The organism is Oceanobacter mangrovi (assembly GCF_019740315.1).
GTDB lineage: Bacteria > Pseudomonadota > Gammaproteobacteria > Pseudomonadales > Oceanobacteraceae > Oceanobacter > Oceanobacter mangrovi.
In genome coordinates, this window is sequence record NZ_JAHXZR010000007.1 from 54,701 (window position 1) to 69,057 (window position 14,357).

16 protein-coding genes are annotated in these 14,357 nt (G+C 54.4%); 3 read left to right on the forward strand and 13 right to left on the reverse strand.

The window, feature by feature from the left end:
• Positions 1–24: 24 nt before the first annotated feature.
• From recO to rpoE, 10 genes are all read right to left on the reverse strand, one after another.
• Positions 25–669 carry a DNA repair protein RecO gene (recO, locus tag K6123_RS14820; protein WP_221799075.1) on the reverse strand — a complete coding sequence of 215 codons (645 nt, stop codon included), beginning with the start codon at positions 667–669 and terminating at the stop codon, positions 25–27.
• Positions 669–1,559 (reverse strand): GTPase Era, encoded by an 891-nt coding sequence (gene era, locus K6123_RS14825; protein WP_221799077.1) that lies wholly within the window; start codon positions 1,557–1,559, stop codon positions 669–671. Before era ends, recO begins: the two co-directional genes overlap by 1 nt.
• Positions 1,556–2,242, reverse strand: coding sequence for a ribonuclease III (gene rnc / locus K6123_RS14830; RefSeq protein ID WP_221799079.1), 687 nt, complete (start codon positions 2,240–2,242; stop codon positions 1,556–1,558). Before rnc ends, era begins: the two co-directional genes overlap by 4 nt.
• A 3-nt stretch (positions 2,243–2,245) precedes the next feature.
• On the reverse strand, positions 2,246–2,602 hold the full coding sequence (locus tag K6123_RS14835; protein WP_221799081.1) for a DUF4845 domain-containing protein: 357 nt from the start codon (positions 2,600–2,602) through the stop codon (positions 2,246–2,248).
• A complete protein-coding gene (lepA, locus tag K6123_RS14840; protein ID WP_221799083.1) occupies positions 2,602–4,401 on the reverse strand; it encodes a translation elongation factor 4 in 1,800 nt (599 codons plus the stop codon). The genes K6123_RS14835 and lepA overlap by 1 nt, the downstream gene beginning before the upstream one ends.
• Positions 4,402–4,586: 185 nt before the next feature.
• Entirely contained in the window at positions 4,587–5,990 is a 1,404-nt protein-coding gene (locus K6123_RS14845) for a DegQ family serine endoprotease (protein ID WP_221799085.1), read from the reverse strand.
• Positions 5,991–6,038: 48 nt separating this feature from the next.
• The gene (locus K6123_RS14850) at positions 6,039–6,452 is read right to left on the reverse strand and encodes a SoxR reducing system RseC family protein (protein WP_221799087.1); all 414 of its coding nucleotides are present in this window, start codon (positions 6,450–6,452) and stop codon (positions 6,039–6,041) included.
• Between the two features lie 18 nt (positions 6,453–6,470).
• Positions 6,471–7,538 carry a MucB/RseB C-terminal domain-containing protein gene (locus tag K6123_RS14855; protein ID WP_221799089.1) on the reverse strand — a complete coding sequence of 356 codons (1,068 nt, stop codon included), beginning with the start codon at positions 7,536–7,538 and terminating at the stop codon, positions 6,471–6,473.
• Positions 7,535–8,221, reverse strand: coding sequence for a sigma-E factor negative regulatory protein (locus K6123_RS14860; RefSeq protein WP_221799091.1), 687 nt, complete (start codon positions 8,219–8,221; stop codon positions 7,535–7,537). The genes K6123_RS14855 and K6123_RS14860 overlap by 4 nt, the downstream gene beginning before the upstream one ends.
• A 20-nt stretch (positions 8,222–8,241) precedes the next feature.
• Positions 8,242–8,829: an RNA polymerase sigma factor RpoE gene (rpoE, locus tag K6123_RS14865; RefSeq protein WP_221799093.1), complete on the reverse strand. Its 588-nt coding sequence runs from the start codon at positions 8,827–8,829 to the stop codon at positions 8,242–8,244.
• A gap of 191 nt (positions 8,830–9,020) precedes the next feature.
• On the opposite strand from rpoE, the gene nadB reads away from it, so the two are divergent.
• Positions 9,021–10,646: an L-aspartate oxidase gene (gene nadB, locus K6123_RS14870; RefSeq protein WP_221799094.1), complete on the forward strand. Its 1,626-nt coding sequence runs from the start codon at positions 9,021–9,023 to the stop codon at positions 10,644–10,646.
• 1 nt (position 10,647) lies between these two features.
• Here the strand turns inward: nadB and K6123_RS14875 are convergent, their stop codons facing one another.
• Positions 10,648–11,067 (reverse strand): hypothetical protein, encoded by a 420-nt coding sequence (locus tag K6123_RS14875; protein WP_221799095.1) that lies wholly within the window; start codon positions 11,065–11,067, stop codon positions 10,648–10,650.
• Positions 11,042–11,305, reverse strand: coding sequence for an FAD assembly factor SdhE (locus K6123_RS14880; RefSeq protein WP_221799096.1), 264 nt, complete (start codon positions 11,303–11,305; stop codon positions 11,042–11,044). Before K6123_RS14880 ends, K6123_RS14875 begins: the two co-directional genes overlap by 26 nt.
• A gap of 125 nt (positions 11,306–11,430) precedes the next feature.
• Here K6123_RS14880 and ygfZ point away from each other — a divergent pair, with 125 nt between their 5' ends.
• Positions 11,431–12,300 carry a CAF17-like 4Fe-4S cluster assembly/insertion protein YgfZ gene (ygfZ, locus tag K6123_RS14885; protein ID WP_221799099.1) on the forward strand — a complete coding sequence of 290 codons (870 nt, stop codon included), beginning with the start codon at positions 11,431–11,433 and terminating at the stop codon, positions 12,298–12,300.
• 7 nt (positions 12,301–12,307) lie between these two features.
• Here ygfZ and K6123_RS14890 read toward each other — a convergent pair whose 3' ends face one another.
• The gene (locus tag K6123_RS14890; protein ID WP_221799101.1) at positions 12,308–13,423 is read right to left on the reverse strand and encodes an enoyl-CoA hydratase/isomerase family protein; all 1,116 of its coding nucleotides are present in this window, start codon (positions 13,421–13,423) and stop codon (positions 12,308–12,310) included.
• Positions 13,424–13,498: 75 nt separating this feature from the next.
• Here K6123_RS14890 and K6123_RS14895 point away from each other — a divergent pair, with 75 nt between their 5' ends.
• On the forward strand, positions 13,499–14,173 hold the full coding sequence (locus tag K6123_RS14895; RefSeq protein ID WP_221799103.1) for a hypothetical protein: 675 nt from the start codon (positions 13,499–13,501) through the stop codon (positions 14,171–14,173).
• Positions 14,174–14,357 lie beyond the last annotated feature (184 nt).

Sequence of the window (14,357 nt, forward strand, 5' to 3'; positions counted from 1 at the left end):
TCGCAACGACCTTGATAAAAAAAATCAGCCGCGCGGCTGATTGAATAACTCTCGACTGACCAGTCCCGCTGGCAGTCGCGCCGCCAATGCTTGTCGCAACACGTGTTTGGCAACCGGCAGGGTTTGCAGGTTGAAATGTCCACGGCCAATTTGCAATAACCATTCGCCGCGATAAGGGCCATCTGCCCGCTCGACAAAACCTTCCTGCTGCACAAACTGATAATGCTGCTGCTCACGTACCGGACTGCCATCGAGCTGCCGGTGCCAGTCAAAATGGTAACCCAGGCTACTCAGTAACCGATATTCAAACACTCTTAGCCAGGGCTCCGCCAACTGCTGTTGCGACAAGGCTGCCAGTGCCTGTAAATAGAGGTCGTAAATCGCTTCCACCGCTTCACCCTGCGGTAGCAAACGCACCAGCAGTTCATTGAGATAGCTGCCGCAGTAAAGGTATTCGGCTTGTAAGGGAAAGGATTGCAGCGGCTCAGCCAGCTTGAGTCTTGGCCAGTCCTGCTCAGCGCACCAGTCACCCTGATAATGGGTGTGTAACTGCAAGGTACGGGAGTGTGGCCCCCGAAGCATCAGGTGACCGTGTTGACGGGTAAAAACATTGAGCAGCCAGCCGGTTTCAGCCACCGGCCAGCGATGCAGCACCACAAAGGACTGCATTAACGATCGTCGTATCCAAGGCTGCGCAAGGCACGCTCGTCGTCAGACCAGTTGGATTTCACCTTGACCCACAGATTCAGCATCACCTTGCAGTCGAACATGGCTTCCATATCCTTGCGGGCGTCCTGCCCAATCTGTTTGATACGGGAACCGCCCTCGCCAATGACGATGCGTTTCTGTGACGGCCGCTCCACCAGAATCAGCGCACTGATTTCTGCCAGCGTGCCACTGTGGGTGAATTCCTCGATTTCCACCGTCATGGCATAAGGCAACTCGTCACCCAACTGGCGCATGATTTTTTCACGCACCAGCTCAGCTGCCAGGAAACGGGAGCTGCGATCGGTGATCTGGTCTTCTGGATAGAAATACTGACCTTCCGGGATAAAGCTGTTGATCAGATTTTCCAGCCGTTCGACATTGTGGCCATGCTTGGCACTGATTGGAACGATTTGCTCAAATGGGTAGCGGGCTGACAGTTCCTGCAAGTACGGTAGCAAGGAGTCCTTGTCCTTGAGGAAATCGACCTTGTTAACCACCAGCACCACAGGTGCGCGCTGGTTTTTCAAGGCCTCCAGCACCATCTCGTCTTCGTCAGTCCAGCGGGTACGGTCGATCACCATCACCACCAGATCAACGTCCTTGACGGCAGTCGTCGCGGCCTTGTTCATATAGCGGTTGATCGCTTTTTCCTGCTTCAGGTGCATCCCCGGGGTATCAACATAGATAACCTGGACATCATCTTCAGTTTTGATACCGAGGATTTGATGGCGGGTAGTTTGCGGCTTGCGCGAAGTAATCGACAGCTTCTGACCCAGAATGCGGTTCATCAGGGTCGATTTGCCAACGTTGGGACGACCAACAATGGCAACAAAACCGGTACGGTTGCTCATTCCTCTACCTCGCTGATGCCAAGATCTGACAACAATTTTAATGCGGCAGCCTGTTCGGCAGCACGACGGCTGGTGCCATCGGCCTGCTGCGGTTCGGCATCCGGAATGCGAACTTCCACTTTAAACACTTGTTCGTTGGACGGCCCAACGATCGACAACACCTGATATTTCGGCAGCGCCATATGACGGCCCTGCTGATATTCCTGCAAACGGGTTTTGGGGTCCTTGATCGGATCTTCCAGGCTCAGATCATCCAGCCGGCTGCTGTACCAGGCCAGAATCCGCTCACGTGCTGCTTCCAGACCACGATCCAGATAGATAGCGCCAATCAGCGCCTCCATCGCATCGGCCAGAATCGATTCACGCTTGTAGCCACCGCTCTTTAACTCCCCCGAACCAAGCAACAAAAAGTCGCCCAAATCGAATTCCCGCGCCAGATCGGCAAGGGTTTTGCCTTTCACCATGCGCGCACGCAAACGGCTCAACTTGCCCTCACGGGCCTGGCTGAAGCGCCGATAGAGGTCTTCAGCGATGACAAAGTTAAGAATTGAATCGCCAAGAAACTCAAGCCGCTCGTTGTTGGTACCACCCTTGCTGCGATGGGTCAGTGCCAGTGTTACCAGAGCGGTATCACTAAAGGTATAGCCCAGGCGCTGGGAAAGTTTTAATAATGGGTCGTTCACTTACTAAAATTCTTCATGGAAGGAAAATTCGCCGACAAATGACAAGTTAGCGATGAAATGGGCCTTCACCTCATAATCCAGAGAGACCTTAAGCACCCCTTTGGATCGGTCCACTTTGAGGTTATCCAGCGGAATCTCGAGGTTGTTGGCGGACACCCGCTGCTCCATCACCTTACGTACGTCACGCTCGGTGGTACGCTCGGTGAAAGTATTGGATTCATGTAAGGTGTCGATGACCTGTTTCATCATTTGATAGTCGAAGTACATGGGCATCAAGGAAACAAACACCTTGGCTCCAAAACCAACCAGAACCAGAAGTACCAATACAGCATTAACCGACATACCCGACTGACGTTTCATTAATCATCCACCTTGAGGACTGCAAGGAAGGCGGCTTGCGGGATCTCGACACTGCCGATTTGTTTCATCCGCTTTTTACCTTCCTTTTGCTTCTGCAACAGTTTCTTTTTACGGCTGACATCACCGCCGTAACACTTGGCCAATACGTTCTTGCGCAAGGCCTTTACTGTGGTACGGGCAACTACCTGATTGCCAACCGCCGCCTGGATCGCCACATCAAACATCTGACGCGGGATCAACTCTTTCATTTTCTCCGCAAGAGAAGCGCCACGTCTGCGGACATTGTCACGGTGCATAATGACAGCCAGTGCATCCACCCGCTCACCATTCACCAGTACGTCCAGACGCACCAGCGGGGCTTCCTGGAAACGCTTGAAGTTGTAGTCCAGCGAGGCAAAACCACGGCTGCAGGATTTCAGACGGTCGAAGAAGTCCATCACCACTTCAGCCATCGGGATTTCATAACGCAGGGAAACCTGGCTGCCGGTATATTGCATATCCATCTGCACGCCACGCTTTTCGATACAGAGGGTAATCACGTTACCCAGGTATTCCTGTGGCACCAGAATATTACATTCGGCAATCGGCTCATGCATTTCGTCGATACTGCCAATATCCGGCAGTTTTGACGGGTTATCCACACTGAGGGTCTCACCCTTGCGGGTAACTACTTCGTAGATAACCGTCGGGGCCGTGGTAATCAGGTCGAGATCGTATTCACGCTCCAGGCGTTCCTGAATGATTTCCATGTGCAGCATGCCAAGGAAGCCACAGCGGAAACCAAAGCCCAGGGCGTCGGAATTTTCCGGTTCGTAGAACAGCGAGGCATCGTTCAGTGACAGCTTTTCCAACGCATCACGGAAATCTTCAAAGTCATCCGAGCTGACCGGGAACAAACCGGCATAAACCTGCGGCTTGACCTTCTGGAAGCCAGGCAGCGGGGCAGTATCAGGAAACTTGCTGGAAACAATGGTATCGCCCACTGGCGCACCATGAATGTCCTTGATACCGGCAACCATGTAGCCCACTTCACCGGTACGCAGTTCGGTTTTTTCATGGCGTTTGGGTGTAAAGATACCCACACCATCAACGATATGATCCTTGCCGGTACTCTTGATACGAATCTTGTCACCCTTGCGAATCACACCATTCTTGACCCGGATAAGAGAAACAACGCCCAGATAGGAGTCAAACCAGGAGTCAATAATCAGTGCCTGCAGCGGGCCATCCACTTCACCTTCCGGTGCTGGAATGTTGGCCACCAGATCTTCCAGTACATCTTCGATATTGAGGCCACTCTTGGCGCTGCAACGTACGGCAGTAGTGGCATCCAGGCCGATAATCTCTTCGATTTCCTGAGCAACCTTATCCGGATCGGCCTGAGGCAGGTCCATCTTGTTGAGTACCGGACGTACTTCCAGCCCTTGCTCAATGGCGGTGTAGCAGTTGGCAACCGACTGAGCTTCAACACCCTGAGCCGCATCCACCACCAGCAGCGCACCTTCACAGGCTGACAACGAACGGGATACCTCATAGCTGAAGTCAACGTGCCCCGGCGTATCAATAAAGTTCAGCTGGTAGGTCTTGCCGTCCCGGGCCTTGTAATCCAGCGTCACGCTCTGGGCCTTGATCGTAATACCCCGCTCCCGCTCGATATCCATGGAATCCAGCACTTGTTGCTGCATCTCACGATCGCTGAGACCACCACAGGTCTGGATAAAACGATCCGACAAGGTGGATTTACCATGGTCGATGTGGGCAATGATTGAGAAATTACGGATATGGTCCAGGTGACTCACAGAAATATTTCCAGGAGAACAAATAAAATGGCCGAAAATTCTACTCGAATCGGCCTGCCAAAGCTAACGCCAACTGGATAACAAATGGCCAAACAGTAAAAAAGCGGCCGAAGCCGCTTTTCTGTTAACAATCTGATTGCCAGCCTGGCTGGCATTGTCAGTGCTGTTGTTCGTGCTCTCGCAGCTTACTTGGGAATCCTCAGCGGGATAAACAGCGCTGAGCCACGACGAACGATGCGCATCGGCACGCTACGATCGGTCGGCAGCTTGCCGACAGCGGCCTTGAAGTCATCAATACTGCTGATGGTTTCACCATGAATCATGGTAATCACGTCGCCTTTCAGCAGACCGGAAACCGCTGCCGGACCGTCAGTCACGTCCTGCACCACCACTCCGTCAAAGCCCAGTTTACGACGCTGCGTATCATCCAGATTGGATACCACAACACCCATTCGATCGCTGGCGTATTCATTTGGCGGCAGTGTTGACGCCAACGCCTGGGAATCGTCGTCTGCCAAGGTGCCAATAGTGACATCCAGACGCTTGCGTTTACCGTTACGTACCAGATCTATTTTGGCAGTTTCACCCGGTTTCACCCGGCCAACCTGATGCGGCAGGTCGGATGACAGGTAAATGGGTTCGCCATTGAAAGCGGTAATAATGTCACCGTTTTTCAGGCCCGCCTTGTCAGCGGGAGAATCCGGTACCACCTGGGCAACCAGTGCTCCGGCGGCCTTATCGAGACCAAAGGACTCAGCCAGGTCCTTGTTTACTTCCTGAATCACGACACCTAACCAGCCACGGGCAACCTTGCCGTTCACTTTCAACTGGTCAGCGACATCCAGCGCTACATTGATCGGAATCGCAAAGGAAACCCCCATGAAACCACCGGAGCGGGTATAGATTTGCGAGTTGATACCAACCACCTTGCCATCCAGATTAAACAGTGGACCACCCGAGTTACCCGGGTTAATCGCAACGTCAGTCTGGATAAAAGGTACATAGTTTTCGTTTGGCAGGCTGCGACCCTTGGCACTGACAATACCGGCCGTCACTGAGTAATCAAAACCGAACGGCGAACCAATGGCAACCACCCACTCCCCTACTTCCAGCTTGTCGGAATCGCCCAGTTCAACGATTGGCAGATTACTGGCTTCGACTTTCAACAGCGCCAGGTCGGTGGATTCATCTGCACCAATCACCTTGGCATCGAGTTCACGGCGGTCATTCAGACGCACCACAATTTCGTCGGCATCGGCGATGACGTGGTTATTGGTGAGAATATAACCATCTTTGGAAATGATAAAACCGGAGCCCAGCGAGGTTTTTTCCTGTTCGGCCCCACCGCCACCGTGCGGAGAAGGCATTGGTGTACCAAAAAAGTGACGGAAGATTTCAGGCATGTCTTCTGGCAAACCATAACGTTCCGAATAGGCCGTAGCCTGAACATGCTGCACCGTGCTGATATTCACCACCGCCGGCGAGGTTTCTTTCACCAGATCACGAAAATCCGGCAGGCTGGCATTCGCCAGAGAAGCAGTAATCACCAGCACCAGGCTGATCAGATATTTGGAATATTTGTTGTTCATTGGCAACCCTTCAGAGACTCCAAGGTTGTAATCAAATACGGACGTCACTCAATACACGGTTACAATGACTGGCGACCAGCGCTTGCGGTAACGATTGGAGAACCAACGGGCTGCTGCAAAACCGAACAACAGACCACCGCCCCCAATCAGCATAGACGCCGTTTCACCACCTGCTGCCTGGCCGACGACTGCGCCTCCAATCAGGCCTGCCAGCGGCAAGCCGTAAAGCGTCATCGAACTCAGCAACAAACTGCCTTCCGGCAGGTCCAGTACCACCCGCTGGCCAACAGCCAGGGATTCTGTGGTATCAACCCACAGCCGCACAGGACGACCAATCTTTTCCAATGCTGACTGACCGCAGCCAGACTTTGCCTGACAGCCGCCACAGGAGGATTTCTGTTCGGATTCAACCCAGACTCCACCTTCGCCAACATCTGCTACTAGGACAGTTTCTTGCGCCACCAGCTCACTCCGGATTCGTCATTTTTTGTCACGGTAATTGACCGACCAGGCAATCTTTTTGGCCGTTGCCATAGGAACTTCACCCACCACAGTAATACGCATATTGCGGTCGCCATGCTGCTGATGCCTTACCACTGCAGAGGTTGCCCCCCAGCGCTTGCTGAAGTCGGGCATGGAATCTTTTTCGATATAATCGATAAACAAGGTGTAGGCAGACAAGCCATCGCTGTACATCAGCGCCTGCCCTTGTTCGAGTAATTCAGGATGATCGGTTTTGGCAAAACCTGGAGGCGTCCAGTCAGCCTGCCAGCCGCCGACCATATCTGTCGTCTGTTCAGCATCTGTCGCCTGGGCCGTCGCAGCGGTCACAGGCACTGAGTCAACATGAGCTGCCAACGCAGCCGTTTCAGAGGGTAATTTGAATTCCGGCAGCGGCACCGGCTTGCCAATATCGATCTGGGCAAACTGGTAGCGCTCCAGCACCTTGCCATTACGGTCAACCACGTCTGACCGCAACAACAGCCCGGAGTCTTCATCAAGCCAGAGATTCTGGCCAAAACGGTAGTCATCCAGTGGCTGTAAACGAATCTTGCGACAGCCATGACCGGCAATACGATCACGTCCGGCAAGCCGCAGGTCATAAAATTGTTCCAGCAGGGAAGTATCCGGAGTGACACCGGCGAGCATTTTCTTGGCCGGATCCACCAGCGCCGCCGGGCCACTATTGCCCGCTTCAGCCAGCGGACCACTGCGAATCAGTTCTTTGGGACGGCCGGTGAGGTGAGAAATTTTTTCATATTCCATACCATCCAGCGCGGTGTGGCTGATGGTCAGCGTGTGCCAGTTGTCTTCATCGCCAAACACCAGCACGCCCTGATAGCTGGTTTGGCGAATCGCCCTGGCCATACGTTGCAGCCACTGCTGGGGAGTTGCTTGCGCACCAGCAGAGCCTTCTTGAGAATTCTCGGGCGGTAACTGCGGCGAAGCAGAATTCGCCGCCTGATCGTCTCTTGGTTGGTTCCCGGCCTGCACTGTCGTGGCCTGCAACAACACCCACAAGGTACAACAGAGCCAGGCTAATCTCACTGCTGAGCTTCTCCTTCCTGCTCAAAGCTGGTCACCCGGGCATACGGCATCAGACCACGACCATTGTTAAGAGAGGCATTTTCACTGTGTTGCAGCACATATTCCTGCAACCGCTGCTGGGCATCGCGCAGCTCGGATTCAGACAACTGGCTGTCAGCCATCGCTGCTGAGTCAGAGTTAGCCGCAACCAATTCAGCAGGCGCACTGGCTACCGTTGACATAACGGGCGCTGCCGCCGGAGCTGCATTGATCGTCACAGCACTGGCAACTTCGGTACCACCGGCAATCATGGATTCGTCAACAACCCGCACACCCAGCAAGACAGCCAGGGTCACGGATGCAGCAACCGCTCCAGAAGCAATCCAGCCATTTTTCCAGGAGGCCGAAATCTTGCGCTCTTCATCAGCAACGGCCGGTACTACGTCGGTTCCGACGACGGCAGCGGAGGAACGAGCCGGGACTTCGTCCATCGGTTCACCATCGATAGCTTGCATGATGCCCTTTGACAGATCGACCGTCATGGCTTGCTCATCACGCAGCAAGGCCCCCATCAGCTGATAACGAGACCAACGCTCACGCAGCTCATCGTCTTCCTCAATCTGATTCAGAACACGGCGGACTTCCAGTTCGTCGGCTTCGCCGTCTACCAGAGCCGACAGGGATTCATTCATACGATCATTCATCACTGTTACCTTTCCGACCGTCAAGCTGTAGCCACCAGCAGTGGCTGCATTTTTTTGTCTATCGCCTCACGCGCCCGGAAAATACGGGAGCGCACCGTGCCAATAGGACAGTCCATCGCCTCGGCAATTTCTTCGTAACTCAGGCCGTCCATCTCACGCAGGGTGATGGCCATACGCAAATCTTCCGGCAAATCCTCGATTGCCTTGAACACCACCGCCTGCAGCTGGTCACGCTGCAGCAAGCCGTCCGGTGTATCAATATCCTTCATCGGGCTGTAGTCGCCAAAATACTCAGCATCGTCTGGATCAATGTCCTGGGTCGGGGTTTTACGTCCGCGACTGACAAGATGGTTTTTGGCGGTATTGACCGCAATACGGTACATCCAGGTATAAAACGCACTTTCGCCACGGAAATTAGGCAGTGCCTTGTATGCCTTGACGAAGGCTTCCTGGGTAACGTCCTGAGCTTCTGCGAAATCAGAAATGAAACGACCAACCAGAGACAGAATTCGATGCTGATATTTCAGCACCAACAGATCAAAGGCACGCCGATCACCCTTCTGAACTCTTGCGACCAGTTGTCGATCCGTATTTGTGTGATCTGTCATGCCTTGTTCCGACGCCTTTGTAGGCTGATTCTTCAATATTGCTGCGCTGGTCACTTTGCAGGCCCTCCATTGTGGCTTCAAAGTTTCAGACTGCAACCCCGTTGAAAAGTTCAGCGAATTTCCACAGTCATTGTTTCCGGGTGTGGTTGGCTGGCATTATAAGACGAATTATCAGCAAACATCCTACAATCATGAGCGAACACCTGACCTACGACGTCCTTATTATCGGCAGCGGTGCTGCTGGCCTGACACTGGCGCTGTCGCTGCCGGAGCACTGGCAGATTGCCGTGATCAGCAAGGAGCGACTCGACAGCGGTTCAACCCGCTGGGCCCAGGGCGGTGTTGCAGGTGTACTGGATGAAACCGACAGTATTGATGCCCACGTCAACGACACCCTGGTGGCCGGTGCTGGCCTGTGTACGGAAAGCGCGGTGCGCTTTACCGTCGAAAACTCCGCCTCGGCCATCCAGTGGCTGATCGACATGGGCGTTCCCTTCACGCTGGACGGCATTGCCGAACAGGGTGGCGATCATCGTTATCATCTGACCCGCGAAGGCGGCCATAGTGCCCGTCGCATTATCCATGCTGCTGATGCCACCGGGCTGGCCATTTCGGCCACTTTGATTGAGCGTGCCAAAGAGCGTCCGAACCTGCATTTGCTGCATCAATATATCGCCGTCGACCTGATCACTCGCGACAAACTCGGGTTGGATGGCCAGGGTTGTGTTGGCGCTTATTTCCTCGATAAAACCACCCAGCAAGTGGTTTCCATCACCGCCCGCGCCACCGCGCTGGCAACCGGTGGTGCCAGCAAGGTTTACCTCTACACCACCAACCCTGACACCGCTTCCGGTGACGGTATTGCGATGGCCTGGCGGGCGGGCTGCCGGGTCGCCAACATGGAATTCAACCAGTTCCATCCGACCTGTCTGTATCACCCGGTAACCAGTCCGTTCCTGATCAGCGAAGCGGTACGTGGTGAAGGCGGCAAGCTGCTGTTGCCGAATGGCGAACGTTTTATGGATGAGTTTGACGCCCGTGGGGAACTGGCCCCGCGCGACATCGTCGCCCGTGCCATCGACCATGAAATGAAACGTCTGGGGGCTGACTGTCTGTATCTGGATATCAGCCACAAACCGGCCGAATTTATTACCCAGCATTTCCCGACCATTCACGAGCACTGTTTGCAGCTCGGCATTGATATCACCAAGGAACCGATTCCGATCGTCCCAGCATCTCACTACACCTGCGGTGGCGTCGTAACGGACAACTTTGGCCGAACGGATATTCAGGGTCTCTATGCAGTTGGCGAAACCGCCTGTACAGGTTTGCATGGTGCCAACCGCCTGGCGTCCAACTCGTTGCTGGAATGTCTGGTGTACGCTCGTTCGGCCGCAGCCCACATCAATGAAATGCTCGACTCTGCCAAGCCGATTCCAGACGTACCTCCCTGGGATGCCAGCCTGGTAACGGACTCCGACGAAGACGTGGTGATTTCCCACAACTGGGAAGAATTACGCCGCTTTATGTGGGACTACGTTGGTATCGTACGCACCACCAAACGCTTGCTGCGCGCCCAGCACAGAGCCCAGTTGCTGCGTCAGGAAATCCAGGAGTTCTATCGTAATTACCGCATCACTGCGGACTTGCTGGAGTTACGGAATCTGGTTGATGTTGCCGATATCATTATTCGATCAGCACTGACCCGCAAGGAAAGCCGCGGCCTCCACTACAGCCGCGATTACCCGGATGCGCTGCCACGGGCCTTTGATACCGTCATGACCACCAAGCGCCAGAATGAATTGGGCGAACTCTGATTCAAACCTCACCATATAAGGCACGTTTGAGCGCCTTGAAATGTGCAGCCGAAACACAACTGGCCTGGCGAATCAGCAGTATTTGCCAGGGCCAGTGACCATACCGCAACAGCAACAGGTGCTGCCGCCGAACACTGCCCGCGCGCCAAACCACATTGCGTACACGGCCATTGGCCCATTGTAATTGCCACAGCGGCCGGGATGGTTCCGAGGGGTCCGGCAACAACCGGATCATGATGATTTGACGTTGGACAGATTGATAAAAAACGCCAGCCATTAACGGCAAAGCCAGCAGCCATGCCCAACTGCCGAAGCAATAAAGCAATATCAGCTCAACCAGGAACAAGGCAGCCAGATCCAGTCCAAACTGACCGGCAGACTGCCACAAGCGCCACTCAGGTGCGTTTGGTTGATCGGGCATGCTCCAGCACCAGATTGACGATCCGTTGCAGATCGGCGTTATCCGGTACTACACGCTCCAGAAACCAGGCGAACAAATCCGTATCTTCTTCTTCCAGCAACTGCTGGTAACGCTGTTTGTCCGCTTCGTCCAGACCGCTATAAGCCTGTTCAACAAAGGGCACCAGCAACACGTCCAGCTCCAGCATGCCACGGCGGCTGTGCCACCAGAGTTTCTTTACTTCAGTATTTTCGCTCACAGGGGTCTCCTCTCGATGGCGGCATTATAGCGCGACAAGTGGTTGAATTTAATCCGCTCAGGGCATATATGGGGTAACAGAGGGGATGAGACACAATCGCAACGGCTTAAGCCATCGGAGACATTATGACTATTCCAGCGACACAGGAAGCATTTGGCTTACTGGTCATCAAGGGCCCGGACGCCAGCAAACTGCTGCAAGGCCAGTTCACCTGTAACGTTAACAGCATGACCAACGAACAGTGGCAACTGGGTGCCTGCTGCACTGCTAAAGGCCGTATGGTGTCCAACTTCGTCATCGCCCGCCACGACGACTGCTTTTACCTGCGCCTGAGCCAGAGCGTGCTGCCAATCCTGCAAAAGCACCTGGCCAAATACGCCGTTTTCTACAAGGTCAATATCGAAGCCAGCAGCAGCCCGGTGTGCCTGATTGCACGCCCGGCTCTGTCCGGGACTGAACAGGCGTTTGAGTGGAAGGAACAATCTGCCACCCTCTATTGGCCAGATGGTCTGGCCGAATACTGGGCTTTCGACGGCCAGCTGCCAGCGGAGCCGCAACTGAGCGCTGACGACTGGCAGCAGGCCGACATCAAGGCTGGCCGGGTGTGGGTTTGTGAGGCTACCAGTGAACACTGGATTCCGCAGCATGTTGGCTGGGACAAGGCCGGTGGTGTCAGCTTTAACAAAGGCTGCTACACAGGTCAGGAAGTGGTTGCGCGGGTGCAATACCTTGGCAAAGCCAAAAAACAGCTGGTGCTGTTATCCAGTGCCGCTGCCCCAGCCAGCGCTCCCGAATTATTGGCCGCAGTGACCAGCCCGACCACCGCCAAAGCGGTTGGCGAACTGGCCAGCTGGAATGGTCAGACCGGTCTGGCGGTGTTTAACAATGCGCCGGAAGAAACCAGCGCTGCGTTCAGCGTTGCCGAACAGGCGTTCGAAGTTGCAGTAGAAGCGCTTGAAGAAACGGCCGAAGCCGCTGCCGAAACAGAAGCCTGATCGTTGCTTATCCCTTCTCAAGATCCGCCAGCGGATGATGGTCCGCCCGCCACGGCGACGCCATCAGCTGATCCAGCCAGTGTTGAGGCACACTGGCCGGGTTGGCATGTTGCCACACCGGCTGGCGGTCCTTGTCGATTACCATGGCGCGAATGCCTTCAATCAAATCCGGATGCCGACAAGCCTGCCAGGCCATGTCCAGATCCATCCGGGTAACTTCATAAATGGTCATATTGGCTCCCAGCGCCAGCTGCTTTTCAGCCAACCGGACCGTTGCCGGGCAACCCTGATGAAAACTGTCCAGCCCTTGCTGAATCCAGCCAATACCTGCCTGGCACGGCAAACTCAGGTGTTCGTCAAACTCTTCCATCAAAGCGCGGATCTCAGTACGTGACGACTGCCAGTCACTGACGGGCATTTCACTTTCCGGCAGCTGGGCCGCCCGCAGCAACTGACGTACCTTGAGATGATTGGCAGGCAGATGTTCAGACCAATCCTGCTGACGCAACTGTTGCAATAACTCCGGCCACTGCGACTGACCAACACAATAATCAGCCAGCCCCTGTGGAATAGCGTCGGTGGCGTTAAGCGGTGAGCCGGTAATCGCCAACCAATGACCTAACGGCTGTTCCATGCGAGCCAGATACCAGGCCCCCAATACATCCGGAAACAGACCAATTTTGACTTCAGGCCAGGCCAGTTTGGCGGATGTACAAACCACCCGGTGGCTACCAGTCAGAAACAGCCCTAGTCCACCGCCCATGATCAGGCCATGACCCAGAGTAATCAGCGGCTTGCCAAATTTATGCAGCTCGGTATTGGAACGATACTCCTGCTCGAAATAGTCATCAGCACCAGCAACACCACTATCCGTTTGGCCGGTAATACTCTGGTAGAGGTCTCGAATATCGCCGCCACAACTGAAACAACGGCCACTGCCTTGCACCACCACCGCAGCAATCTTTGGACTTTGCTGCCAGCGCCGCAGCCGCTGACGAATGGATTTCACCATCTCAAAGTTGAGCGCGTTGAGCGCAGCATCACGATCAAGCGTGATCAGGCCTATGCGATAGCCCTTGCGGGCAGACAACAATTCAAACGTCACCAGGTCGGACTGTTTCAAACCTTTTCCCCAAAGCCAGCTAACAAAACGCCCTGATGGTACACTCGTCAGCAATCTGACACAGCCTACCTTGATATGATTTATCTGTTCACGCTTCTGATTGTAGTTGGCGCCACTGCGGCTCTCTGGTGGTTGCTGACGGTAACCCAAAGCCCGCGCGGACGAGCCTTACGGCAATTGGCCGACCAGCTGGGGGCCGAGTATCGGCAATATGCGGCGCTGGATCTGGACGTCCGTCAGGCCGGTTTTGATCTGGTGCACCAGAGCCAGATCCGTCATGGCCGTCACCAGTTGCATGGACTACAACAGCAGCGGACTTTCAAGATCCTTGATCTGCCGACGATTGAGCAGCAAGGCATTCTGGAGCAAACATTGATCATTCTGGATTGCCAACAATCCCATTGTGGCGATTTCAGCCTGCAGGTCCGCAAGCGGCGTAATCGGTCCGATCATTTTGTGGATGAGCAACCAACCGCTCTGAAAGATATTCTCCGGCAGGAGTTGCCAGCGGAACTTAATGGTTATCGGGTACGGGCCGCCAAGCCCCATGCACTGGAGATTCAATTACTGCGACCTTTGGCGGAATGGCTGCAACAGCATCCGGATACCTGTATCGAGCTGCGCCACCCGCTGCTGCTGATCTACAAACCAGCCACCCTGCTGGAACCCGATAGCCTGCTATATGCGCTGCAGCAATCCATCACGCTGGCCGAGCGAATTGAACATCACGCTCATAATCATGCGGAATAAATCACGAGTAATAAAAAAGCCGCTCACCGGGAGAAATGTCAGTCAGTTAAGAAGAAATCGTTGAAAATAACGTCGTTCCGGACGAGCCTGCGAGATCCAGAATCCATACGGCGATGAAAAATTCACCGCCGGATGGATCCTGCATCGCTGCGCGTCCAGGATGACCAATTATATTCGTCGACAC

Coding starts and splice junctions, on each gene's coding strand:
- K6123_RS14835 (WP_221799081.1), bottom strand. CDS start 2,602: ATGAAACGTCAGTCGGGTATGTCGGTTAATGCTGTATTGGTACTTCTG.
- recO (WP_221799075.1), bottom strand. CDS start 669: ATGCAGTCCTTTGTGGTGCTGCATCGCTGGCCGGTGGCTGAAACCGGC.
- ygfZ (WP_221799099.1), top strand. CDS start 11,431: ATGACTATTCCAGCGACACAGGAAGCATTTGGCTTACTGGTCATCAAG.
- K6123_RS14875 (WP_221799095.1), bottom strand. CDS start 11,067: ATGCCCGATCAACCAAACGCACCTGAGTGGCGCTTGTGGCAGTCTGCC.
- K6123_RS14845 (WP_221799085.1), bottom strand. CDS start 5,990: ATGAACAACAAATATTCCAAATATCTGATCAGCCTGGTGCTGGTGATT.
- K6123_RS14860 (WP_221799091.1), bottom strand. CDS start 8,221: ATGAATGATCGTATGAATGAATCCCTGTCGGCTCTGGTAGACGGCGAA.
- era (WP_221799077.1), bottom strand. CDS start 1,559: ATGAGCAACCGTACCGGTTTTGTTGCCATTGTTGGTCGTCCCAACGTT.
- K6123_RS14895 (WP_221799103.1), top strand. CDS start 13,499: ATGATTTATCTGTTCACGCTTCTGATTGTAGTTGGCGCCACTGCGGCT.
- nadB (WP_221799094.1), top strand. CDS start 9,021: ATGAGCGAACACCTGACCTACGACGTCCTTATTATCGGCAGCGGTGCT.
- rpoE (WP_221799093.1), bottom strand. CDS start 8,829: ATGACAGATCACACAAATACGGATCGACAACTGGTCGCAAGAGTTCAG.